Annotated in this window: 16 protein-coding genes; 10 read left to right on the top strand and 6 right to left on the bottom strand. The window is 57.4% G+C overall.

Annotation, left to right across the window (positions count from 1 at the left end; genetic code table 11):
- Positions 1 to 14: 14 nt before the first annotated feature.
- Positions 15 to 1,337 carry an MFS transporter gene (locus BLW70_RS20060; RefSeq protein WP_074876884.1) on the bottom strand — a complete coding sequence of 441 codons (1,323 nt, stop codon included), beginning with the start codon at positions 1,335 to 1,337 and terminating at the stop codon, positions 15 to 17.
- A gap of 193 nt (positions 1,338 to 1,530) precedes the next feature.
- Here BLW70_RS20060 and BLW70_RS20065 point away from each other — a divergent pair, with 193 nt between their 5' ends.
- The 3 genes from BLW70_RS20065 to BLW70_RS20075 all read left to right on the top strand — a co-directional run bounded on the left by BLW70_RS20065 (position 1,531) and on the right by BLW70_RS20075 (position 8,999).
- The gene (locus tag BLW70_RS20065) at positions 1,531 to 3,267 is read left to right on the top strand and encodes an IlvD/Edd family dehydratase (protein ID WP_074876886.1); all 1,737 of its coding nucleotides are present in this window, start codon (positions 1,531 to 1,533) and stop codon (positions 3,265 to 3,267) included.
- A gap of 178 nt (positions 3,268 to 3,445) precedes the next feature.
- Positions 3,446 to 4,165, top strand: a complete 720-nt coding sequence (locus tag BLW70_RS20070; RefSeq protein ID WP_156886757.1) for a FadR/GntR family transcriptional regulator — start codon at positions 3,446 to 3,448, stop codon at positions 4,163 to 4,165.
- 115 nt (positions 4,166 to 4,280) lie between these two features.
- On the top strand, positions 4,281 to 8,999 hold the full coding sequence (locus tag BLW70_RS20075; protein WP_074876890.1) for a dermonecrotic toxin domain-containing protein: 4,719 nt from the start codon (positions 4,281 to 4,283) through the stop codon (positions 8,997 to 8,999).
- Between the two features lie 66 nt (positions 9,000 to 9,065).
- Here BLW70_RS20075 and BLW70_RS20080 read toward each other — a convergent pair whose 3' ends face one another.
- Together BLW70_RS20080 and BLW70_RS20085 are read right to left on the bottom strand one after the other, a co-directional pair.
- Positions 9,066 to 11,450 (bottom strand): efflux RND transporter permease subunit, encoded by a 2,385-nt coding sequence (locus BLW70_RS20080; protein WP_074876892.1) that lies wholly within the window; start codon positions 11,448 to 11,450, stop codon positions 9,066 to 9,068.
- 28 nt (positions 11,451 to 11,478) lie between these two features.
- Complete coding sequence (locus BLW70_RS20085; protein ID WP_074876894.1) at positions 11,479 to 12,552, bottom strand: WD40/YVTN/BNR-like repeat-containing protein; 1,074 nt, start codon at positions 12,550 to 12,552, stop codon at positions 11,479 to 11,481.
- A gap of 375 nt (positions 12,553 to 12,927) precedes the next feature.
- On the opposite strand from BLW70_RS20085, the gene BLW70_RS20090 reads away from it, so the two are divergent.
- From BLW70_RS20090 to BLW70_RS20100, 3 genes are all read left to right on the top strand, one after another.
- Positions 12,928 to 13,569: a DUF1345 domain-containing protein gene (locus tag BLW70_RS20090; protein WP_074876896.1), complete on the top strand. Its 642-nt coding sequence runs from the start codon at positions 12,928 to 12,930 to the stop codon at positions 13,567 to 13,569.
- 75 nt (positions 13,570 to 13,644) lie between these two features.
- A complete protein-coding gene (locus tag BLW70_RS20095; protein WP_074876897.1) occupies positions 13,645 to 14,484 on the top strand; it encodes an AraC family transcriptional regulator in 840 nt (279 codons plus the stop codon).
- 51 nt (positions 14,485 to 14,535) lie between these two features.
- Positions 14,536 to 15,144 carry a LysE family translocator gene (locus tag BLW70_RS20100; protein ID WP_074876899.1) on the top strand — a complete coding sequence of 203 codons (609 nt, stop codon included), beginning with the start codon at positions 14,536 to 14,538 and terminating at the stop codon, positions 15,142 to 15,144.
- An 87-nt stretch (positions 15,145 to 15,231) separates the two neighbouring features.
- On the opposite strand, the gene BLW70_RS20105 is transcribed toward BLW70_RS20100, so the two are convergent.
- From BLW70_RS20105 to BLW70_RS30390, 3 genes are all read right to left on the bottom strand, one after another.
- Entirely contained in the window at positions 15,232 to 17,817 is a 2,586-nt protein-coding gene (locus BLW70_RS20105; RefSeq protein ID WP_083383377.1) for an autotransporter outer membrane beta-barrel domain-containing protein, read from the bottom strand.
- Between the two features lie 242 nt (positions 17,818 to 18,059).
- A complete protein-coding gene (locus BLW70_RS20110; protein ID WP_139273402.1) occupies positions 18,060 to 19,586 on the bottom strand; it encodes a hypothetical protein in 1,527 nt (508 codons plus the stop codon).
- A gap of 20 nt (positions 19,587 to 19,606) precedes the next feature.
- Entirely contained in the window at positions 19,607 to 20,899 is a 1,293-nt protein-coding gene (locus tag BLW70_RS30390) for a hypothetical protein (protein WP_139273403.1), read from the bottom strand.
- A 246-nt stretch (positions 20,900 to 21,145) separates the two neighbouring features.
- Here BLW70_RS30390 and BLW70_RS20115 point away from each other — a divergent pair, with 246 nt between their 5' ends.
- The 4 genes from BLW70_RS20115 to BLW70_RS20130 all read left to right on the top strand — a co-directional run bounded on the left by BLW70_RS20115 (position 21,146) and on the right by BLW70_RS20130 (position 25,490).
- Positions 21,146 to 22,171, top strand: coding sequence for a LacI family DNA-binding transcriptional regulator (locus BLW70_RS20115; RefSeq protein WP_074876902.1), 1,026 nt, complete (start codon positions 21,146 to 21,148; stop codon positions 22,169 to 22,171).
- Between the two features lie 152 nt (positions 22,172 to 22,323).
- Positions 22,324 to 23,106: a sugar phosphate isomerase/epimerase family protein gene (locus BLW70_RS20120; protein WP_074876904.1), complete on the top strand. Its 783-nt coding sequence runs from the start codon at positions 22,324 to 22,326 to the stop codon at positions 23,104 to 23,106.
- Positions 23,099 to 24,073 (top strand): sugar kinase, encoded by a 975-nt coding sequence (locus tag BLW70_RS20125; protein WP_074876905.1) that lies wholly within the window; start codon positions 23,099 to 23,101, stop codon positions 24,071 to 24,073. Before BLW70_RS20120 ends, BLW70_RS20125 begins: the two co-directional genes overlap by 8 nt.
- A gap of 118 nt (positions 24,074 to 24,191) precedes the next feature.
- Positions 24,192 to 25,490 carry an MFS transporter gene (locus BLW70_RS20130; RefSeq protein ID WP_074876907.1) on the top strand — a complete coding sequence of 433 codons (1,299 nt, stop codon included), beginning with the start codon at positions 24,192 to 24,194 and terminating at the stop codon, positions 25,488 to 25,490.
- Positions 25,491 to 25,497 lie beyond the last annotated feature (7 nt).

Genomic DNA, 25,497 nt, shown 5'->3' on the forward strand with positions numbered 1-25,497 from the left:
TCACAATATGTGGGTCAGGTGCGGGTAGCCCCACGCGCACTGGCGGCGAACTGATCGGCCGGCAGCACGTGCTTGCGTTCCAGCAGGCGATAAACCACACCGGTCAACACCAACCCGAACACCATCACACCCGACAGGAAATACAGACCCGAAGCCAGGTTGCCGGTGTATTCCTTGAGCGCGCCGATCACGAACGGACCGATGTAGCCGCCGAGGTTGCCCACCGAATTGATCAACGCGATTCCGGCCGCCGCACTGGCGCCGGCAAAGAAGCGGCCCGGCAAAGTCCAGAACACCGCGGTGCAGGAAAACAGCGAGAAGGCCACCAGGCATAACGCCGCCAGTTGCAGCACCGGCACCGTCAGCCAGGCGCTGAGGAACAGGCCGATGGCACCCAACACGTAAAGCACCGCCAAGTGGCCGTAGCGATCATTCAAGCGGTCGGAACTGCGCGGAATGATCAGCAACCCGATGATCCCGAAGATGTACGGCACCGACGACACGAAACCGGTCACCAGATCCGTACCACCGAACTGCTTGATCAAGGTCGGCAGCCACAAGCCCAGGCCGTAGATGCTCAGCGTCACCGGCAGATAGAACAAAGCCAGCAGCAACACGCGTTTGTCCTTGAGGGCGTGCAACGGATTGCCGTGGCGAGTCTGCCCGTATTCTTCAAGATCCTTTTTCAGTTCGCCAGTCAGCCAGTCCTTTTCAGCCTGGTCCATCCACTTCACCTGTTTCGGACCGTCCGGCAGCCAACGCAGCACTGGCCAGGTCAACAGGATCGCCGGAGCACCGATGACGATGAACAGCCACTGCCAGCCATGCAGGCCAAGAATCCCGTCCATGCCGAGCAGCCCCCCGGACACCGGGCCGGTGATCAACATGGCGATGGGTTGCGACAGGATGAACAGCCCGAGGATCTTGCCGCGATGGCGCACCGGGAACCACTGGGTGATGTAGTAGAGAACGCCCGGGAAGAACCCGGCTTCCGCCGCACCGAGCAGAAAGCGCATCACATAGAAACTGTGCGGCCCCTGGACGAAGGCCATACCGATGGTGATGGCGCCCCAAGTGACCATGATCCGCGCGAACCAGCGCCGTGCGCCGAAGCGTTCGAGCATCAGGTTGCTGGGGATTTCCAGCAGGAAATAGCCAATGAAAAACAGCCCGGCACCCAGCCCGTAAGCGGCGTCACCGATGCCGAGGTCGGCGCCCATGTGCAGCTTGGCGAAGCCTACGGCAGAGCGATCCACATAGGCGATCAGGTACAGCAGGATCAGGAAAGGAATGAGTTTTAGCGTGATGCGACGAATAAGCCGCAGTTCCTGGCTCATGAGATCGGTCTCCGATTGTTGTTGTTATAGAACCTCGGGGGACGCCTCTCGCGGAAAACCGCCAGGGCAATCCCTCCGTTGAACTGGACTATATAGTAATACTATTTACGCAACAACACTTCCAAACAGGCGAATTTGCGCTTATGTTACGCCTCAGCTCGAACAATATAGTCATACAATAAGAGAACCGATCATGACTGATAAGAAACCCACCCTGCGCTCCGCCCAATGGTTTGGCACTGCCGACAAGAACGGCTTCATGTACCGCAGCTGGATGAAGAATCAGGGCATCGCTGACCACCAGTTCCATGGCAAGCCGATCATCGGCATCTGCAACACCTGGTCGGAACTGACCCCGTGCAACGCGCATTTCCGCCAGATTGCGGAGCACGTCAAACGTGGGGTGATCGAAGCTGGGGGCTTTCCCGTGGAATTCCCGGTGTTCTCCAACGGCGAATCGAACCTTCGTCCGACCGCCATGCTCACCCGCAACCTGGCGAGCATGGACGTCGAAGAAGCGATTCGCGGCAACCCGATTGACGGTGTCGTGCTGCTGACCGGCTGCGACAAAACCACCCCGGCGTTATTGATGGGCGCGGCCAGTTGCGACGTGCCGGCGATCGTCGTCACCGGCGGGCCGATGCTCAACGGCAAACACAAGGGCCAGGACATCGGCTCGGGCACCGTGGTCTGGCAGCTCAGCGAACAAGTAAAAGCGGGCACCATCACTATTGACGATTTCCTTGCGGCCGAAGGTGGCATGTCCCGTTCGGCCGGCACGTGCAACACCATGGGCACCGCGTCGACCATGGCCTGCATGGCCGAAGCACTGGGCACTTCCCTGCCCCACAACGCGGCGATTCCAGCGGTCGATGCGCGTCGTTATGTGCTGGCGCACATGTCCGGCATGCGCGCGGTGGAGATGGTTCGCGAAGACTTGAAGCTGTCGAAAATCCTCACCAAAGAAGCCTTCGAAAACGCCATTCGCGTGAACGCTGCCATTGGTGGTTCGACCAACGCCGTGATCCATTTGAAAGCCATTGCCGGGCGCATCGGTGTCGAGCTGGATCTGGATGACTGGACCCGCATCGGTCGAGGTATGCCGACCATCGTCGACCTGCAACCGTCCGGGCGTTTCCTGATGGAAGAGTTTTACTACGCTGGCGGCCTGCCAGCGGTGCTGCGTCGTCTGGGTGAGGCCAACCTGATTCCGCATCCGAATGCCTTGACCGTCAACGGCAAGACCCTTGGCGAGAACACCAAGGACGCGCCGATCTATGGGCAGGACGAAGTGATCCGCACCCTCGACAACCCGATCCGTGCCGACGGCGGCATTTGTGTGTTGCGCGGCAACCTCGCACCACTGGGTGCGGTGCTCAAGCCTTCCGCCGCCAGTGCTGAACTAATGCAACATCGCGGGCGTGCGGTGGTGTTCGAGAACTTCGACATGTACAAGGCGCGGATCAACGATCCGGAGCTTGAGGTGGATGCCAACTCGATTCTGGTGATGAAGAACTGCGGTCCAAAGGGTTATCCGGGCATGGCCGAAGTCGGCAACATGGGCTTGCCGGCCAAGTTGCTGGCCCAGGGTGTGACGGACATGGTGCGCATTTCCGATGCGCGCATGAGCGGCACGGCGTACGGCACTGTCGTTCTGCACGTCGCCCCGGAAGCGGCCGCTGGCGGACCTTTGGCGACAGTGAAAGAAGGTGACTGGATCGAACTCGATTGCGCAAACGGTCGTCTGCACCTGGACATTCCCGACGCCGAACTTGCGGCGCGCATGGCCGATCTGCAACCGCCGCAGCAACTGATCGTGGGGGGTTATCGTCAGCTGTACATCGATCATGTGTTGCAGGCGGATCAGGGGTGCGATTTCGACTTCCTGGTCGGCTGCCGTGGCTCTGAAGTACCGCGCCACTCCCACTAACACCTTCCGTTGATCGTTCCCACGCTCTGCGTGGGAATGCAGCCCGTGACGCTCCGCGTCACTTCCCGCGTGGGACGCAGAGCGTCCCTTGATGCATTCCCACGCAGAGCGTGGGAACGATCACCGCGCGCCTGTTATCATGCGCGGCACCCCACCCCACAGGATCGCGCCGCTCCCCATGGATTACCGCAAACCCTCCGACCGAAAAAGCATGCACTCGCGCATCGTCCAGGAACTGGGCATGCAGATCGTTTCCGGACGCTTCAAGCCGTGCGACAAACTGCCTGCCGAAGCCTTGTTATGCGAAGAGTACGCGGTCAGTCGCCCAGTCCTGCGCGAAGCCACCCGGGTTTTGGTCGCCAAGGGCCTGGTGTATTCCCGTCCGCGCGTGGGCACGGTGGTCAAGCAGCGCAAGGAATGGCACATGCTCGATCCGGATGTGCTGCACTGGCTGATGCAAAGCAGCCCGCAAAATGAATTCTTCGACCTGCTGACCAGCGTACGCAGCATCATCGAACCCGCCGCGGCCGCCCTCGCCGCACAGTTCGCCACGGACGCGGACATCGCCTCCATCGGTGAAGCCTACCAACGCATGGAAGCGGCGCCGACACCGGAAGCGCTGCTGCAACCGGACCTGGATTTCCATAGCCGGATTGCCGATGCGACCCATAACGACTTGCTGGCCAACCTGTGCAACATGCTATCGGTGGCGATTGCCGAAGCCTTGAAGCATTCCAACCAGCGACCGAATCTGCATGAATTGGCATTGCCCCGGCACAAGGCGATTCTGACGGCGATCGAGAACCGGGATGCGCTGGGTGCGCGGCATGCGACGCTGGTGCAGCTGGATGATGCGCGGAGTGCGTTGAATGCGGTGTTGGGCGCTGATCCCGAGTAATCAGCAGTCAGGGGCACGACCCTGTTCAACCAATGAGGGTGCGGTATGCGGCTACCGCACCCGGCAATCGCCTGTCCCGTAGGCTCATGATTCCAATCATGCAAAGGATTGCATCATGCCTACAGCTCCATCGCCGGACACCACGGCGTATACCGACGTCACAGCCCGCGCGGTCAGTGCACAGTTTGGCACTCGTCCGACCTTACGCTCGGTAACCGCCCGCCTGCTCCAGAGCAGCCTACTGGAAAAATATCCGTCACTGGATTTCGATCCCGAGCGCACTCGTCTCGCACAGCCGTTCTCCGGGGGCGGCTGGACGCTCACCCTGTTGCTCGACGTGGCGCTCAACTACCTGGCGAGCGGCACTGCACCGCGGCTGGACGAACAGTACGGTCGCCAGTGTTTTCTAACCAACAAAGCGCCCGTGCGCCTGTCGGTCGATAGCACCCGCCGTCGTGAACCTGATATGCAAATTATCGCGGGCATCATGGCTGAATTGACTGCCACTGTTCATATCGGCTTCCAGGAAGACCTCAGTGCCTATTGGAACGCAGCGACCGACAATAGCGTCAGTCGCTGGCAATGGATTGCTGATTTGCTGGCCGGCGTGCTGAAAACCTCCTCTGTTCGCCACTCGTCAACCAACAGCCTGCAAGCCGACCTCCTCACCGAGCTCTGCAACAACCCCGATAAACAGCAGCGCCTTGAGGCTCCCGGGTCCAAAGGCAGGATCCACGCCTGCTTCATCGAAACCACGTTGAGCAAAGATCAGCTGTCGGTCAGCCTGCAAAGTCCTGACATTTTGCTGATCTGCGGTGAAACCCGTCTGCTGTGCAGCGTGTCCGGTGACATCGAATCATTTCCGTCCCTTGAGGCGTTCGGGCGGGCCTGGTGCGCACGGTTTGAACCGGGCCTGATGGCCGATGCCATTGCCTGGAAACGTTACGAACCTGACGGCAACCTTTTCGACACCCAGGCAGCCCTGCTGCTGAACCAACAGCTCGAAGACCTGGCCGCGCTGACGCTGCCGGCACGCACTAGCCTGGACGACCTGGAAAAACGCTACGAGGCCATCACCGATCCGGCCACGCGATTCATTGGCGCCCAGGCGAGCATTGGAACAGACCTCACTCACCTTCCCCTGATACAGGAAACGATTCCCCAGTGGTTGCAAAAGGCCGAAGCTACCGACCGCATGGCCTATCGCAAACAGGTGCTGGCCCTCGCAAGCCTCAAGCAACAGGCGGCAGGCCGCTCGTTTCAGACGGGTATCGACGACCTTCATACCTTCGCCAAAAAAGCCCTGCGTCAGCAGATGAGCGAAGATCGACCCACCGCCCCCGACTATGACGCCGATCAGCTGGAGCTCACCTTCCATGTACCCGTCGGCGACTTGGGCAGCGGTTATATTCACCGGACCAAAATGTCGTTGACCCAACTGGCAATCAATAACCTGGCCAGTAGACCCAATGGCCGAATAACCATCCGTCACACCGCAGGCCTGGTGATTCAAGACTGGGTCACCGAGGCTTATCTGTTGGATTTGGTCAACCGGGTGAATATCGGCAAACAGTACCCTGAGTTAATTCAGGCCCAATTGCTTGACGACACCCCGCAAGCGCGGGAACGCCAGCGACTGTTCGGCCTGGAGCTTGCCGTTCACTTGCCGATGTTGGCCCTGGAACAGGCGATCAAGGCTGAACAAGGCTTCACTCGTCAGGGCTATCGCTACGTCGAAGCGTTGATGCACGGCACCACGGCTGAGCGATTCGTGGACGAGCAGGAAGTTGTCCTGCGCCCCCTGGCTTTCCAAAGAAAGCCACAGGCCGAATGCGACGTGGTCAGCAACATGTTCATCATCGAGCCCCGTGATCTGCGCGCCGATGGTCCGCACATCCTCTACCGGCCGCTGTATGTTCCGGCGCTCCAGCAATTCCCGACCCGCCAGGCCCTGTGGCGCGCCATTGCGCAACCGGGTCAATTGCAGAGCAGCGTACTGACGTGGCTGACGGACCGTGCACGACCTGTCTACGACAACAACGGACTCAACGAACCACACATTATTCACTTCCACGTTGGCGATGATTTCGTACCACTTCAAAAGCCGAAACCGGCGATTCTGGCAGGCAACGAAGCCGCCGCCGACTGGATCGCGGCGCTGGAACACGGTCGGTTGCTAATGCAACTGTTCGATAGTAATGCCCGTGCATTGGTCGAACTGGCTGACCGGCAATCGGTGTCCAATGCCGAGAGCCGCTGGGCGATCATCCTCGAAGGTGGCTGGCTGCTGTTCAACAACCTGCTTTTACCCCTGGCGCGCGGCCCCGCCATGCTGGTGGGCTGGATGCTGCAAATTACCCATAGCCTGATCCAGGACCTGCCAGCGCTGGACAGCAATGACGCCATGTCGCGGGAGCAAGCCTGGGTCGATGTGTTGCTTAACATTGGGCTGTTACTGCTGCATGCGCCACTTCGCGAAGCCAGCCCCAACGCACTCCCCCCCAACGCTGCCCCAGAGTTTGCGCAGGTGTTGGCCCCATTGCGTCAGCCCACCGCGCACCCCTTCGATACAACCAGGGCTGAAATCACCGAGGCTTCGCCGGGATTACCCTCCGAGCCACCGGGCAGTGGCAACACCCTGCTGGACTTCAACCTGTCTACCGCTCGCGATTCAGCCTCGGCCCGATTGTTCGAAAAACTCAAGGCCGTGCGGGTTCCGTGGCCGGCTAAGCTGCCAGACCCGATTGCCTCCGGCCCATTCAAAGGGCTGTACCGAATCAACGACAAATGGCACGCCACCGTCGCAGCCCTGTTTTTTCGCGTGAGCACCGTACCGGGATTTGGCGAGGTCTATCTGGTACACCCTGAACATCCTGATCATCCCGGTTTCAAACTGAAGTCCGATGGCCAAGGCAGATGGACCCTGGACCAAGGGCTGAAACTGCTCGGCGGTGGCCGCAAGAAAAGAATTGATGCGTTGCGCGAGCAACAACAACAGCGAATCGGGGAGCTGGAGCAGCAGTTTCAGGACTTTCTCGATCAGCAGGATCGCACGGTAAGACGCGTCGACATTGCCGACAACCTGGCACAGTTGAAACTCAAGAGCCCTTCCAGCACTGAGCAAGAGCGCTCCACTTTCCGCCAGCGGTACGTCCAGGAGCTGGACATCCAGACTCAAAGCTACGTAACGCTAATCGCCGGCATCAAGGAAAAAAGCGCTTTGACGGGCCTACCTGTCGACGAAAAAATGCGCAGCGTATTGCTGGGCAACATCATCAAAAATGAACGTAAACGGATTGTCATGGCTGACCATGATCGTGAAGCCGCCAACGCGAACTCCTCTGAGTTCAGCACTGCAGGGCGACTTTATGAGGCGCTGATTACCGGGGACGAAGGACTCTGGGATCGCTACCTCGACTTTGTACGCACAACCAGCGAAATCAATGAAGTCATGATCAAGTCCTATGAAGAAGTGGACAAGCGGCTGCAAGAACTTGAACAGATCCCCCAGCTGGGTGCGCAAGCGCTGGAAGAGTTGAACAAGGGTCGACCGGAAAACGAGCTGACAGCCCTAAGGGTCAAGATTTTTCAACTGATTACCCTGCGAATCCTCAGCGTCCAGACACTCCTGAGCGACACCACCACCGCCCTGGAAGCAGCCATCGACCCCTTGGTGATGCTGTCCCGGTCCCATGCGGAATTACAGTCTGCCCATGTTTATGAATCCTCGGACCGCATCGCTGTGCTCGACAACCTGGTCGACCGCTACAACAAGGCGCAGGACGCCCTGGGGAGTATCGAAATCTTCAGCGCCGATGAGTTACATATGCCGGCATTCAACCGCTTGCGCGAGATCATCGAGCAATTGCGCGTCGATGCCGAGCAGCGCCTGGCCGATGAACTTCAAAGGTCGTCACCCGCACAGGCGCAATCATCCACGCAAGAAGCGGGTACTTCGAAAGGAACAGCCGGTGGCAGGAAGCCTTCCACGGCCAGCCGGAAAAAGGTGATCAAAACGTCCAAAGGTATGTTGATTGGCGACGTTCGCCCGAACACCGACAATCAGGGCGGCGAAATCGTTGACATAAAAGGGCCTATGGAAGACAGCCCCTTGACGTCTTTCCGTGAAGACTCGCCCGATGTCTGGGTCGAAATGGTTGCAGCCAAAACACCGGAACCCAAAGCCACCTCCCGCCCCTACCCGCAACTCAAGGGCGACGCCCGCAAAGCGTTGGCGAAAGTCGATGAGCAGGTCAGGAAGATCGAGGGCTACGCACAACGTGCAAGCTCACCCAAGGAAATCGAAGAGCAGTTGCAACGTGAAGCGCAAAAGCTCATGCATTTCGCCGACAAGCTGGAAAACCATGAGCACGCCCCGTCAACCGGCGAAAAAGACGCCACACTTCTCACCGAACTGCGGGACAAGGCCCGGGTTCTGGAGAACAAGGCAACGGAACTGCGCACCCGCATGACGTTGTACCAGGCTCCCACCAGCGAGGGATTGGAATACCTGCAACATCACAACCAACTTTACGCGCGAATCATTGGCGCACGGGTCCAGCTGAAAACCGGGCGCAAGGATTTCGTGCAGGAGTACGTCTTGCTCAACCGTGAAAACCAACCCTGGTGGTATGGTCATTTTCACTATGCAAAGGCCAACGATGCCAAGGCGAACTACACCCAGGCACACTTGAAAACCAGGGAACAACGCTACGAAACCTATGAATCGGCCTTGGCGAAGGCCAAGGACCCGAAACAAAAGATCGAAATACATCATGGATTCATCACTAAATCCTTGGCCGAGCAAAGCTTTCTACCCTTGGAACCACGCTGATCCGCGTTTGGCACCCATAAAAAAGCCGCAACCCTGAGGTTGCGGCTTTTCTATTACAGCCTGGAATCAGTGAGCGAACAGCGAGTTGCCTTTCTGCCCCGCCAGTTTCTCCGGTTTGATCAGGAAGCGTGCCAGCGCCGGCAAAAGCCACAGCGCGCCGAACATGTTCCAGAGCAGCATGAAGGTCAACATCAGGCCCATGTCGGCCTGGAACTTGATGGCCGAGAAGATCCAGGTGCACACGCCGATCGCCAGGCACAGGCCGGTGAACAGCACGGCTTTACCGGTGGATTTCAGCGTCTGGTAGTACGCCTCTTGCAACGGCAGACCTGCACGCAGGAAGCTTTCCAGACGGCTGTAGATGTAGATCCCGTAGTCCACGCCAATCCCCACCCCGAGCGCCACGACAGGCAAGGTCGCGACTTTCACGCCGATGCCCATGAAGGCCATGAGGGCGTTGCCGAGTACCGAAGTCAGTACCAGCGGCAGCACGATGCACAAGGTCGCGGCCCAGGAACGGAAGGTGATCATGCACATGGTCGCCACGCAGATGTACACCAGGATAAGGATGGTCAGCTCGGACTCCTTGATCACCTCGTTGGTGGCCGCTTCGATCCCGGCGTTACCGGCCGCCAGGATGAATTCCAGGCCTTCCTTGTTGTTCTCCTTGGCGAAGTCTTGCACCGCATGCACGGCGCGATCCAGCGTGGCGGCCTTGTGATCGTTGAGGAACACCAGCACCGGCGCCAGGGAGCAACTGTTGTTGTACAAACCATCAGCCCGAGCGATCGAGTTGTTCAGCACGTCCGGGTTACGCGACAAGGTTTCCCATTTCAGGTTGCCTTCGTTCATGCCCTTGATCATCTGCTTGGACACGGTCACCAGCGAGATCGCCGACTGCACGCCCTCGGTGTTCTGCATCTTCCACATCAGCTCGTCGATCGGCGCCATGGCCTCGTAGCGCGAGCATCCTTCGGACTTGGTCTTGACCATCACCACCAGCACGTCGGAACTGGTGGAGTAATTGCTGATGATGAAGTTGTTGTCCTTGTTGTAACGCGAGTCCGGACGCAGTTCCGGAGCGCCCTGGTCCAGGTCACCGATTTTCAGGTTCTGGCTGTACCAGAGGCCGCCGCTGAAGGCCAACAAGGCCAGGATGATCGACACCGGCGCCACTTTCGGGCTGGCAAAATTCGACAGCAGGCGCCAGAACGGGTGTTCGCGGTGCGCGTCTTTCTTGCTGCGTTCGACTGCGCGTTTGCTGATGCCAACGTAGGAAATAGCCACTGGCAGCAGGATCAGGTTGGTGAACACGATGACCGCCACGCCGATCGACGCGCCGATGGCCAGTTCACGAATCACGCCGATGTCGATGATCAGCAGCGTGATGAAACCTACCGCATCCGCAAGGATCGCAATCATGCCGGGCAGGAACAGCTGACGGAACGTGCGCCGCGCCGCAGTCAAGGCGTTTTCTGCCTCGCTGGACTGCAAGGCGATACCGTTGATCTTCTGCACACCATGGGAAATACCAATGGCGAAGATCAGGAACGGCACCAGCATCGAGTAGGGATCGAGCCCGAAACCAAAGAAATGCATCAAACCGAGCTGCCAGACCACCGCCACCAGCGTGGTGCTCAACACCGCCACGGTACTGCGCATGCAGTTGGTGAACCAGTAGAGCAGGACCAACGTGATGACGAAGGCGACGCCGAAGAACATCACCACCATGACCAGCCCATCGATCAGGTCGCCGACTTTCTTGGCGAAACCGACGATGTGGATCTTCACGTTAGGGTTCTGGGCTTCGAACTTGTTGCGGATCTTGTCTTCGAGTTCGTGAGAGAACTTGCGATAGTCCAGCGCCAGCAACTTGCCTTGGTCCTGTGGGTCCGGGTAGGACTCCAACAGCGGGATATCGACAATGCTCGACTTGAAGTCGTTGGCCACCAGACGTCCGACCTGGCCGGACTTGAGTACGTTGTTGCGCAACAGGTCGAGGCTTTGCTGGGAGCCGTTGTAGCTCTGCGGAATTACTTCGCCCCCGGCGAAGCCCTCCTCTGTCACTTCAGTCCAGCGTACGCTGGGGCTCCAAAGTGACTTCAGACCGGAACGGTCAACACCGGAAATGTAGAACACCTCGTCATTGATCTGACGCAGAGTCTCCATGTACTCCTTGGAGAAAATGTCGCCATCAGTGGCTTCCACCGAGATGCGCACCGTGTTGCCCAGGTTCGCCAGATCGTTGCGATGCTCCATCATCTTTTGAATGAACGGATGCTCGAGCGGGATCATTTTTTCGAAACTGGTGGACGGCCGGATCAGCGTCGCTTGCCAGAACAGGAAGATACTGACCAGCAGGCAGATGAAGATCACTGCCGGACGGTTGTTGAAAATCAGGCGTTCGAGAAACGTCGCCTTGTCTTGATGATGAGTGCTCAAGGATGTCATAGACCCGCCTTCTTATTATTTGCCCGGCTCATTTGGACGACCCATTTTTTCCGTTCTCTGCGCCGGCGCCGGTTGGCGAAGTGACGCGAACGCCACCCTGTCCTGCCAGGATCAGATTACCGTTGCCCGCTGCGGTGACTGCCGAAACGGAAATGCGATCCGGTCGGTTGAACACGCTGAAGGTTTCGCCGTCGTCGTTGCTGCGGATCACCGAGCCACCGTTGCCGACGATCACGATGGAACCGTCGTCGAGCAGCGTCGCACCAGACAGACCGAATTCCAGTGCGCCGCGAGCGGCCTGGAGCTCAATCGGCTCCCAGGTGGTACCGAAATCGGTGGAGCGAAACAGATTGCCCCGCAGTCCGTAGGCCAGCAGCGTATTGGCTTGAGCTGTGCCGATCACGCCAAACAGTGAGCCCTCATAGGGACCTTCAAGCTTCTCCCAGCTCTGGCCCCAGTCGGCGGAGCGGAACATGCTGCCCTGCTCGCCGACGATGAACAGACCGGAATCCTTGACCGCGGTGATGGCGTTGAGGTGGTACTGGTCTTCGTTGTCGAGGCGATCGCTGACATCTTCCCAGTTCTTGCCGCCGTCGGTGGTGGCCAACAACGCGCCGTAAGCGCCTACGGCAAAGCCGCTGTTGACGTCCTGGAACCAGACGTCGAGCAGCGGCGATTCGCGTTTCAGGTCTTCGAATTGCTTGGCCCAGGTGACGCCGCCGTCCTCGCTCGCGAGGATCTGCGCATCATGGCCGACGGCCCAACCGTGCTTGTCGTCGACGAAATACACCGACGTCAGCAGTTGCCGCGTCGGCACCTTGGCCTGGGTCCAGGTCGCGCCCTGGTCATCGGAATACAAAATGTGCCCGCGATCACCGACCGCCACCAGACGCTTGCCGGCGTGAACGACGTCGAGCATCAGGCTTTTGCTGGCTTTGGCAGATTCAACGGAATAGACAATGTCGGATGCTGGCGCAGCAGCGGCCAGCACAGGTGCCGACAGCATGGCACAGCCCAACAGCGAGAGCGCTGTAGCCAGCAACGCGAATTTGCGTAATGCCGGCGGGCGGCAGATACCCACACCCATGACAGGCTCACTCATAGACCTTCCCCCATTATTATTGTTAGGTCGTTCAACCTTTCTGGGCGCCGTAAGGGCTGCTGTTTTGGATTGCCTTTTCTGGAGCATAGTCCTGAAATACGCAATCTAGAGCCACTTCGGAAGCTGGGCTTATCCTATCGGGGTTTGGAAAGGTCTGACAATCGACGCCACGTTATGTTTTGTTAACTGAGGGGATAACGGGTGTGGGTGAATGAAAAGGCATTCGCAAGGGTGATTTCGATGGGAGTGTAAATCTGTTACTGCGATTAAGGCCGCCATCGCGAACAAGCTTGCTCACATTCGATCTCACCTTGATGGTCACAACAGGACGCGCTGGGCTAAGGTGTTTGCAAAGCCCTGACGCATCGAGCCTCCATGTTCTTCCTCGCCCGCACCCACCCTCGCCTCACCTCTGCCGCCGCGCTTGGCATTGCCGTGGGCATCCTGGCGCCGTCCGACTCGATCATCAGCAAAATCCTCTTCGGCTGGAACGCCGGGGTCTGGATTTACCTGGTCCTGATGTTCTGGCTCACTACACGCGCAAAAGCGCCGGATGTGAAACGCATTGCCGAGGTCGAAGACGAAAACGCCGGGTTGGTGCTGTTTATTGTAAGCATCGCCGCGATTGCGAGCCTGGCGACCATCGCCATTGAACTGGCCGGCAGCAGAGAACTGGAAACCACCCGCAAACTGTTGCACTACGGCTTTACGGCATTGACCGTGATCGGTTCATGGCTGCTGATCGGGGTGATTTTCAGTGTGCACTACGCCCGTCTGTTCTACACCTGGGCCGGCAAAGACCCTGCGCTGCGTTTTGCTGAAAATCTGACAACGCCCAACTACTGGGACTTCCTGTATTTCTCTTTCACCATCAGCGCGGCGGTCCAGACGTCCGATGTCGGCGTGGCGACCCGGGACTTGCGCAAGATTGTCCTGGCGCAGACGCTGATCGGTTTCCTGTTCAACACGGCCATTCTGGGGTTCTCGATCAACATCGCCGCGGGACTGTTCAATTGATCCCTGCACAAACGTTCTAGTCATCCCCATTGGTGCGGCGTTAAATAAGTCGGTAACCCGTCTCGCAGGTGCAGCATGACTTCTCACAACTGGATCGACCTGGCCCAGGACGCCGACACCGGCATCGAGACCCTGCGTGCGCATTTCGAAGGCCATGCCTACGACCCGCACTGGCATGACAGCTACCTGGTGGGCGTCACCGAACAAGGCGTTCAGCAGTTCAATTGCCGCCGGGCGAAGCATCAAAGCACGCCGGGCAAGGTGTTTCTGCTCGAACCGGGCGACATCCACGACGGCGAAGCACCGACCGAAGACGGTTTCACCTACCGCATGCTGTACCTCGACCCGCAGTGGCTGAAACGTGAACTCAGCGCAGTCTTCGACAATGCCCCCGACAACAGTGAACTGAGTTTCGCCAACACCCTGGCCAGCGACTCGCGACTCGCCCATGCCACCAGCCTGGCGTTTCAAACCCTGCATCACGGTGAGCTGAAAATCGTCCGCCAGACCGCCCTCGACGGTTTGCTCGAACGCCTGACCAGTCACCTGCACTGGCGCGCCCGCTATGGCGAGGATCCGCGCCTGCCGCTGGTGGCGCAGAAGGCGCGGGAGTACCTGCACGCCAACGCACAATACGACATCGGCCTCGACCACCTGGCCGCAGCAACGGGCGTTGATCGCTTCCGCCTGACCCGCGCCTTCAAGGCCGCCTATGGCATCGCACCGCACGCTTACCTCGTGCAATTGCGCCTGGCGACCGCCCGACGGATGCTTGCCCGTGGCGAGCAACCGGCGACGGTGGCGATGGAGCTGGGGTTTGCCGATCAGAGCCACCTGGGCCGCTGGTTCGTCCGGGCCTATGGCTTGACGCCGGCGTTGTACCGCAAGCGCTGCTCAAATCTTCCAGACGCATGACCCGGACTTTGTGAGCATCAGCTCCTGAGATCATTCACGGAGTCCGCTGCCATGTTGTCCACCTTTCCCACGTTGCTGCCATTTTTACTGTTCGCTTTCGTCGCCTCGATTACGCCGGGGCCGACAAACATTTTGGTGCTGAGCAACAGCGCGAGGTACGGCTTCAAAGCCGCATTGCCATTTATTTTTGGAGCTTGCACGAGCGCGGCATTGATTGTGTTGTTAGTAGGCAGCGGTGTTGGTCAGTCGCTTGCCGGGCTACCCAGAGTGCAATCGCTCATGCAATGGTGCGGAATCGCTTGGCTTAGTTACTTGGCCTGGCAAATATTTCATGCACCAGTCACGACCTTCGATGTTGATGAAGGTGGCAAGCAAAGGTTTGGATTATGGGCGGCCGCTGGCTTACAACTGGTCAATCCCAAGACCTGGATGATGGCATTTGCCGTGGTCGGCGTATTTGCCGGATCCGGCGATAATCGTCAACTTCAAATTGTCTGCCTGTCGCTGGCGTTCTTCCTGGTCTCGCTGCCGTGCCTGGGTGTTTGGGCATTGCTGGGAAAGGGAGCAAAGAGGTGGTTTGGTTCGGCAAAAGCTATCCAGCGTTTTAATCAGGCAATGGCACTGCTGCTACTCGGTTCTGCCTGGTTCACGCTGACTTGACGCCCTGCGCCTGCACAACAGGTACAAAAATGCCCCGAAACATTCGGGGCATTTTCGTGTTGAATGACTGGAAAGACGCTCCCTCTATTAGAAGAAGTAACTCAGCCTCAAGCTCCCGCTCCAATCCTGGCTAACCGTTGTACCTTTGCTGCCACCCACCTGACCGGAAACCTGCCAGTTGCGTTGCGCCGGTGTCCACTTCAAGCCGGCGCCATATTCGATAGCGCTGCTGGCGCGATCATCATCGAAGCTGTCGTCGTTGATCTTGACCTCATTGGTCTTCACAAACTCATGATTGACCGCTGTGGACAAGCTCGGCTCTAGCAGGCTGCCATTATCGAGCGTGATGACACGCCCGCCACGAACACCCACCTTGCCTTGAAAGGAACGCATGGTATCGGCTTTTACTTCGAGACCATTGTCGAGCCTGTAGCTATCGCTTTGGGTGACCCCCGTCGAGAGCTGGACTTGAGGTTCGACAAAATAGTCATCCTTGAGACGAATATGCTTGCCTACCGCCACGGAGCCGCTCGCGCCCAAGGCCTTGTAATCACCCTTGGCCCGGGTGCCATCACTCATAGTCACTTTGGCCTTGTTATCGAACTGGTTGATCTTGGCCATGACATTGACGAACACACCGCTTTCAACATCGAACGTGCTGCCGTAAACACCGGCATTCAGGCTGTCGACAGTGGCGCTGGAGCCGTATTTGAGATCCATTTTGGTATGGCTCGCCCCGACGAAGCCACCCAGCACCCAAGCGCGCCCCCCGAAGTCCACGACCGTATCGGCACCGCCGGTAATGCCGGTCTGGTTCTGGGTATAACCATCGCCATAAGCGTTATCGACGTTGTACTGGTTGCCGTAACTGCGAACCCATACGCTGTTGCTCAGCTTCACCGAGCTGTCATCCATCGCACGCAACGAGGCTTCGGGACGGATGCTGAGACTGCGGTCACCCAACTGATCACTGAGCATCGCGGCCTCGGCGTTCAGCACACTGCGGGCGCTGCCGGCCAATGCCAGTGCGGTATTGCTTGAAGTACTGACGGTTTCCTTGTCCGGGCTCAGGTACAAGCCCTGCCCTTCCTTGGCCAATCGGTACACAAACGTACCTGCGTCCACGGTTTCACGACCGCCCAGCGAGAAGCTCGCGTCGCCAGTGGCGATATTACCGACCTTCACCGCTTCGGCCGTGACAGGTGTCGTACCGGTAGCGGTGATTTGCAGTTGATGTTGCCCGCTCGCGTTGCCGGTGACGTTCAGGAAATCGGTGTCACCATTGCCCAGATCGGTGCCCATCACAAACGTGCCCTTACCGGAAAGATCACCCACGTTCAGTTGCTGGAACTGCTCGTTTGTGCCCATGCGAACAACGCCGTTATCCAGAGCAAGGCGCTGTACGGTGCTATCCGTGGTCATCTGCCATTGCGCCATATTGCTGATGGACACGTTGGAAGTGTTATTGATTTGCCCGGTTAACACCGAGCCGTTGTCCATTGATACGTTGCCATTGGCCGCGCCCGATACATCACCGGTCAGACGGCTGCCGTTGTTCAATACCAGACTGGAAACATTTTCAACGTTGCCATTCAAGGCTGAATTGTTATCCAGCGAGACAGTAGCAACATTGACAGCATTGCCATTGATCGCCGCACCATTATCCAGTTTCACTGTCGCAGCGGTACCTGCAACAGCCTGCACATTGCCATTCAACGTGCTGTTGGAATCAAGGCTGACCTGAGTGACATTCTGCAAATTGCCATTGATGGAGGCTGCGTTTTTCATCAACAGCGCAACGGTGCTGCCGGTATCGGCAACGACATTGCCATCCAGAGCACTGCCTTCAATGGTGAGATTGGCGGTGGAGCGATTGGTCGCTTGCAACAGGTTACCGTTGCCACCGATCAGCTCGCTGGTGCCAGAAATATTGATATTCGCAACTGTACCGGCAGCACCCGAAGAGCCCAATAAGATGGCTGATCCTGTTCCCCCCGTTACACGGGTACTGTTCAACGTCACAGTGTTGGCATTGACACCGGTTAAATCAGTGTTGATTTGCAGGCCGTTCTTCTCTCCGGACAGAACGCTGCCGTTGGCCGAAAGCGTCGCCCCGCCAAGCCTCACACCATAACTGTCCGAACCCGTACCTCGGATGGTGGAGTTCTCGACGTTTAATACGGCAAAACCCACCGCATCCGCGCCATTCAGGCCGATGATCGTGCTTCCTCCTTTGACCGTCGCGCTCGAAGACGCCGGGGTAGTGGTATTGCGACCCAAGAGAAGACCGAAACTGTTGGTGCTGACGATGGTGCTGTTGTCGATGATGGCGCTGCTGTCGATCAGTTGTATCGCCCCCCTGCCAGCCGCGCTGTTTACAGTCGCACCAGAGAGGTTTACCACTGAAGTGTTGGCATCGATACGGGCGCTTTGACCGCCATTGAAAACGACGTTGGCATTTGACGACGAGATGGTCAGTGCCTGTGCGTTATCAATGGTTAGCGTGCCCCCTTGGGATACCGCCCAGGCTTCCGGTGCGGGTGGGTTCGTGACGACTGCGCTCTCACCTGGATTTAGCGTTCGACTGAAGGCCTCGCTGGAGGATAGAAGTGCCGCAGCAATCACTAACTTCTGAAAAGTCACAGAGGGCGGAGATTTAAAACAAAAATGCATGGGGAATTCCTCAAACTGCGCAACTACTGACATTGCTTTTTGGCAGTATTGAAAGCTCCCACCAAAAAAACGTTCGACACCTTAATGAGAAAATCGAGACTTTAATGTAGGAAAAGTCTTCATCAAAAGAGGAATTATCCTCGCCGACTGTAGCGTGTTTACCGTTCCCTTGCCGTTAACACGGGTAATCGCGAAAGAAACATCCGTGTCTCTTTCGCAATATCGATCAGCTAATACGCCAACTAAGGAGCAGTCGGAACAGGTGTCATATCGCAATAGTTAAAATTGCTGGTGATATTGTCTACTCGTTTGATTATTGGCTTAGACGATTGCTGTCCATTGATATCGGTCGTGTACCAATATTTGCCGTACGCTATTGCTCCGACGAAAGGTTGCGCCAATTTGAAAATGGCAGAACTGGCCACTGGCGCGACATCAGGTTCATTTGCAGCTTTTATCACATAATCTTTCGAGTCTTCAGTACCAGAAATCAGATCAGTCCCTGCCTGATCCCTGTAAGCTGCGAACCGTGCTGTAATCGTTTTGCCTGGAGGCAGTAGAATCGGGTCTTTTGGAATATGCAAGCCTAGAACCATGTTACTGGTTGGACTGATCATGCCGTAACATTCGATGTAATCACGCAAGGCTGGAGTGCGGACCCGGATTGTAGGTAGAGGCAAAGGTACTTCTGCACCAGCAACGGTCACCGGTTGGTTACGGGATTTCATTACGTTTTTATCACTATCTGCCTTCTGAATGGTCCAGTAGGCATCTACTGTGCCAATGGGCAGCCTGGATATGATATCTGCCTTAATAGTAACTTCAAATTCATCCACATCAACAAATGGATTAAATTCACCTACAAGCAGACCATTAATGTAACACTTCGCTAACTCGGCCGAAGTAACAGGAGGCTGACCGATTGCAAGGGTAACTTTAAATTTTCCCGGACTGTTTCTGTCACCGGGCCGCAAGTCGTTAGGCGTGTTCGAGGCACCCGTCACTACAGGCAACACCATATCTCGGTTAGTAAGATCCGGAAGGTCCGGGTTCGTGGGTCCCGCATAGTCGAATGCCAACGTGATGAGTTGAACCGGAGATTCAGCGTTTGGAATACCGGTTCGAACGATCTCATACCAGATATTGGCCATTTTAGGCTTATCGGCATCGTTAAATATTTTGGAGAGATCCGTGTATGTCAGGGCAAACGTTAAATTGGTATTGGCGACCCACGGTTGGGAAGTGAGATTTACAGAGTTAGTTGCGTCAGTGGCGTCTTCAATGGTGATGAAAATTTCATCACCTGGCTCTGCGTTCGTGATGAAGGCGCTTTCAACGATCGCGGTTATCCCGCCGGCAAAATCGTCCAGATAAAGTGCCGTGGTATAGTTCGGATCGGTTTTCGGTACCAGAGGACCTTTTGTTGAAACTGGAGGTTGTGCCAATGCCAGTGTCAGCACGTCAATTGTGGCAGACGCCAGACTTTCATTACCAGGCAGATCTTTCCATTGATACTGAATTCTGACGCGGGCGTTTGGAAATGTGCGTAACACGGTGTTGGCGATAGTGAATTCGCCGCTAGCGGGCACTGCATCGTTCCACACCTCGACTCGCTGAGTGCCAGAAATCAACCAGACGCGAAGATTATCGTCAAGACGACGCAGCGGATAACCAACGTTCACGGTGAATTTCAGCTCGGCGTTAGCCGGATCCGCCAACCAGGCTTCGGTAATTGTGCGTTGCGCATCCGAGGGTTGATTAACGAACACAGGGGTTGGCGTTGGTGCGACTAGCGAGACCACGGTATTCCCATTGAGATCTGACCTTTTCGAACCAAACGGTGCAGTCTTGTCGATAACAAACTCCAACACATTGGAGGGTTCATTAATACCGCCCCCTGTTTGTAGAGTTGAAACATAACTTCATAAGTGGTAGGGGTTGCCGGCGTTGGACGTTCTGGAAACAAGCTTGCTGGCAACTGGATCGGTATAGTCCCAACTGGCCGACCAGCAATCGGACCAAGTTGAATTTTTTGATCCCACAATGTCAGCGCCTGGCCTTTAACACCGTGTTCCAGCTCCAGCTCATCCTCGTCAAACTCTTCTGCAGCGCGGGTAAAGTTAATCGTCACAAACCCGGTATCCAGTACGCTTTTGGCGATCAGACCGTCTGCAAGTGTGTCTATCGCAATATCAGCCAAAGGGCCAATATTCTTGACACCGTTGAATTCAGGTCTTGGAGTTCTCGGTACGATTTTTATAGCCATGTTTCCATCTCCTTGTGTATTTAGGCCGAAAGGGCCGCTTTCGCCAGGTGTTACCCTGTCTATTTTCACCAAACCTTTTTTCGACTCACCGACAAGTCGCCCACCTTTAAACAACTGCCAGTGTGCAATAGCTGAAGCATTTTCAATAAGTGGTCTGAGATTGGAGTCAAACGGAACAACAAACAGCCAATGTCCATTCATATGCTTCTGCTCCAGCGTTATTTCCCAGTCACCGTAAGTATCCGGCACTGGTGGACCACTTCCATTCAAACTTGAATACCCTTGCCAATATAATTTGGCTTTATCACCAACTGCCGCAGGGCTATTGGCAGTAGGTATCAGAACGGTTGCTCCCGAGGTCAATGGCGGTACTGTCTTATTATTCAAGTAACCCCAAATCGTTGCATGGCAAAACGTAGGTTCATTCAGAACAAGGGTGGGCGTGTGATCTATCGTCAGTTTTCTTTCTGGTGAACAATCCGGGATGCCCCCACCTCCTTTCCAAACCAGGTAGGACAAAAGCGCAACGCCGTCAGTTGCGAGGTGCGCTGGCGTCAAATTGAAATAGAGAAAAGGTGGTTGTGGTGGACTGTAGAATTTTTCGTAGAGCCTTGTAACAGTGCCACCCTGATCCAGTTCAATCCAAAGTTCGTCCAGTGGCTCCGGGCCTGGCCAGTAAGGAATAATGATTCGAGTACCATTAAGCAAAATATTGCGCGGCACGTATCCGTCGAGATCATTATCGTCAATACCTTCCACCGATAGCGGGCTCGCTAGAATCCCTATACTTCTATCGGTCGCCTTCTTCATCGTCATGATGTACTCGCCCATTCACTTTAATTATGCGAAAGACTTGAGATGCTTCTGGGGAGATTAAGCGCTCAGACTCTGCACTTGCCTACTGTCAGATGTGACAGGTTTAGATACCGTTCGTCGGTTTTGAACGGGCTTTTGTCCATTCCCACATCAAATCCTTCTTGACGGCGATGTGTGGATTGATGTTTCCTGAAACCGGTTTCATGAATTTACGCAACAGACTCCGACAATAAGAAAATCAACGCCATGAACGATTTCTCCGCCGCCCAACGCAGCCGCGTGACCATGCTCGACGTCGCCGAACACGCCGGCGTCTCCAAGGCCAGCGTCTCGCGCTTCATCGGCGATGACCGTGCTCTGCTTTCCGATGCCATTGCCTTGCGCATCGAGCAGGCGATTGCCGAACTCGGCTATCGCCCGAACCAGATGGCCCGTGGCTTGAAGCGCGGACGCACTCGCCTGATCGGCATGCTGGTGGCCGATATCCGTAACCCTTATTCGATTGCCGTGATGCACGGGGTGGAAACCGCCTGCCGTCAGCACGGCTACAGCCTGGTGGTGTGCAACACCGACCGCGATGACGAGCAGGAACGCCAGCACCTGGCCCTGTTGCGCTCGTACAACATCGAAGGCTTGATCGTGAACACCCTCGGCCATCACCGCGACGAGTTACGTGAACTGCACCGGGAAATGCCGCTGGTGCTGGTGGATCGCAAGGTCGAGCAGCTGGAGAGTGATCTGGTCGGCCTGGACAATCCGGCCGCCGTTGAAATGGCCCTCGCTCATTTGCAAGAACGCGGCTATCGCGATGTGCTGCTGGTCACAGAACCCTATGACGGCACCAGTTCGCGGATCGAGCGGGTCAGCAGTTTCAAGGCGCAGATCGAGCAACGTCCGACGCTTCAAGGGACCATCGCCGAGACCGGCAGCGATCTGAGCACACGTTTGAAAACCTTCCTCGACACACCCGGCCCCGGCCCGAAAGCGCTGTTCTGCGCCAACGGTATCGCCGCGCTGGCCAGCACCCATTCGTTGCGTGAACTGAAGTGCAATCTTTTCGAGGATGTCGGCCTGATCGCCCTCGATGATCTGGATTGGTATCCGCTGGTGGGTAGCGGGATCACCGCCCTCGCCCAGCCGACGGCCGAGATTGGTGCCAGCGCGTTTGAGTGTTTGCTCAAGCGTTTGCGCGGTGATGACGGGCCGGTGCGGACCCTGGATTTTTCGGCGCGGTTGATTGTGCGGGGGTCGACCCTTGGAAATTCTCGGTGACAGTTCTGGCCTCATCGCGAGCAGGCTCGCTCCCACAGGGGCCTACGGCGCTCACAGAACCAGTGTGGGAGTGCGCCTGCTCGCGAAGAGTCCTAAAGGTCATCAACCTTTTTTTTGAACAAAAATGAAACCGGTTTCAGAGGTATACAACAATGAATAAACCACCCGTTTCCATCAGCCTGTCGAGCTACGGCGCCGACCTTGTTCGTCAACGCGGCCAAGGCAGCTTCATCGACGTATTGGCCGCCGCGGGCGCCACGCGTATCGAATGGCGCGAAGAGCTGCTGACGGTCGAAGACCCCGCGCAACTGGCCGAAGCTTCTCAGGCCCAAGGCCTCGAAAGCGTGTATTCCTCACCGATGGAATTGTGGCTGGCCGGCCAGTCCAGACCCAATCCCGAACTGATCTCTGCGCTCCAGCGCGCCCAGGCATTCGGTGCCAAATGGCTGAAAGTGTCCCTGGGATATTTCACCGACAACAGCGACCTCCAGGCCTTGTCCCGCGTACTGGGCAAAAGTGCGGTGCAGTTGCTGGTGGAAAACGATCAAACCCTGCACGGTGGCCGCATCGAACCGTTCCAGCGCTTTTTCACTGAAATCGAGCAACATAAGCTGCCGGTCAAAATGACCTTCGACATCGGCAATTGGCATTGGCAAGACCAGTCCGCCGCCAGCGCCGCGCGGTTGCTCGGTCGCCACGTCGGTTATGTGCACTGCAAAGCCGTGACGCGCCGGGCGGACGGCAAACTGGTCGCCATACCGCCGGCCGTCAGTGACCTGCATCTGTGGGAGCAACTGCTGCGGCACATGGCCCAAGGCGTGATGCGGGCGGCGGAATATCCGCTGCAAGGCGACGACCTGGTGCAGCTGACCACCGAGCACGTCGCCACCCTCGCCCGCCTCGGTCAAACCCGGTTGGAGAGCGCTCATGTCTGAGATCGATATCCTGTCGTTCGGCGAAACCATGGCCATGTTCGTCGCCGAGCGGAACGGTGATTTGGCCGATGTAGATCGTTTCCACAAGCGCATTGCCGGCGCTGACAGCAATGTCGCGATTGGCTTGTCGCGGCTGGGCTTCAACGTGGTTTGGTTGAGCCGGGTGGGCGCTGATTCGCTGGGACGGTTCGTGATCGACACCCTGGAAAAAGAAGGCCTGGATTGCAGTAACGTCGCCATCGATACCGCGCACCCCACCGGTTTTCAACTCAAGTCGCGCACCGACGATGGCAACGATCCGGTGGTCGAGTATTTCCGCCGTGGGTCGGCGGCGAGTCATCTGTCGCGGCAGTCGATCGCGCCTGAATTACTGAATGCCCGTCATTTGCATGCCACCGGCATTCCCCCGGCGCTGTCCGAAACGGCTCGGGAAATGTCTTTCGAATTAATGACCCGCATGCGCGATGCCGGGCGCAGCGTGTCTTTCGACCCGAACCTGCGCCCGAGCCTGTGGGCCAGCGAGCAACAGATGATTACCGAGATCAACCGTCTCGCCGCCCTCGCCCATTGGGTGCTGCCGGGGTTGAGTGAAGGCCGTTTGCTGACCGGTTTCGAAGACCCGGCCGACATCGCAGCGTTCTACCTCGACCAAGGCGCCGAAGCCGTGGCGATCAAACTGGGCCCGCACGGTGCGTATTACCGCACTCATCTGGACCAGGGTTTCGTGGCGGGCGTGCCGGTGAAAACGGTGGTCGACACCGTCGGTGCCGGCGATGGTTTTGCCGTCGGCATGATCAGCGCCCTGCTGGAAAACCACAGCTTTGCCGACGCCGTGAAGCGTGCCAACTGGATTGGCAGCCGCGCGGTGCAGAGCCGTGGGGATATGGAGGGGTTGCCGACCCGGGAAGAACTGCCACTCCCCTTAACCGATCGTTCCCTCGCTCCTGCGTGGGAATGCAGCCCGTGACGCTCCGCGTCACAGGGGACGCGGAGCGTCCCTAGAGGCATTCCCACGCGGAGCGTGGGAACGATCACTGAATACCGTTACCTGCTGCGACAAAAACAACAAGCTCAGGAGCACCACTATGAAAACCGCAACACTCGCCGCCCGCCGCTGGTGGTACATCATGCCGATCGTGTTCATCACCTACAGCCTGGCGTACCTGGACCGCGCCAACTACGGGTTCGCCGCCGCCTCCGGGATGGCTGCCGACCTGATGATCACACCGGGCCTGTCGTCGATGCTCGGCGCACTGTTCTTCCTCGGCTACTTCTTCTTCCAGGTGCCGGGCGCGATCTACGCCCAGAAGCACAGCGTGAAGAAGCTGATTTTCGTCAGCCTGATTCTCTGGGGAGGCCTGGCCACGTTGACCGGGATCGTATCCAACGCCTACTGGCTGATCGTGATTCGCTTCATGCTCGGCGTGGTCGAAGCGGCGGTGATGCCGGCGATGCTGATCTATCTGTGCCACTGGTTCACCCGTGCCGAACGCTCGCGCGCCAACACCTTCCTGATCCTCGGCAACCCGGTGACCATGCTCTGGATGTCGGTGGTCTCGGGGTATCTGGTGCAGCATTACAGCTGGCGCTGGATGTTCATCATCGAAGGTTTACCGGCGGTGCTCTGGGCGTTTATCTGGTGGCGTCTGGCCGATGACCGTCCTGCCCAGGCCAAGTGGCTGAGCGACCAGGAAAAGCACGATCTGGAAAGCGCCCTGGCCGCCGAACAGGTGGGCATCAAAGCGGTGAAAAACTACGCCGAGGCCTTCCGTTCGCCCAAGGTGATCATCCTCGCCTTGCAGTTTTTCTGCTGGAGCATCGGCGTCTATGGCTTCGTGTTGTGGCTGCCGTCGATCCTCAAGGCTGGCGCACAGATGGACATGATCGAAGCCGGCTGGCTCTCGGCGCTGCCGTATCTGGCGGCGGTGATTGGCATGCTGCTGGTGTCCTGGGGCTCGGACAAAATGCAGAAGCGCAAACGCTTCGTCTGGCCGCCGCTGCTGATCGCCTCGATTGCTTTCTATGGCTCCTACGCCTTGGGCGCTGAACACTTCTGGTGGTCCTACACCCTGCTGGTGATCGCTGGCGCCTGCATGTACGCGCCTTACGGTCCGTTCTTCGCAATCATTCCGGAAATCCTTCCAGCCAACGTGGCCGGGGGTGCCATGGCGCTGATCAACAGCATGGGCGCGCTCGGTTCGTTTGGTGGTTCGTATCTGGTCGGTTACCTGAACAGCTCCACCGGCTCGCCGGGGGCTTCTTATCTGTTGATGAGCGGCGCCTTGATGCTCTCGGTGGTGCTGACGATTTTCCTCAAGCCCGGCGCCAGTGACCGGGTCGTGGCCAAGGCCGCTGTGCAACGGTCTACGGCCGCTCATTCCTGAATTGAAG

The sequence above is a fragment of the Pseudomonas frederiksbergensis genome, from assembly GCF_900105495.1.
Lineage (GTDB): Bacteria > Pseudomonadota > Gammaproteobacteria > Pseudomonadales > Pseudomonadaceae > Aquipseudomonas > Aquipseudomonas frederiksbergensis.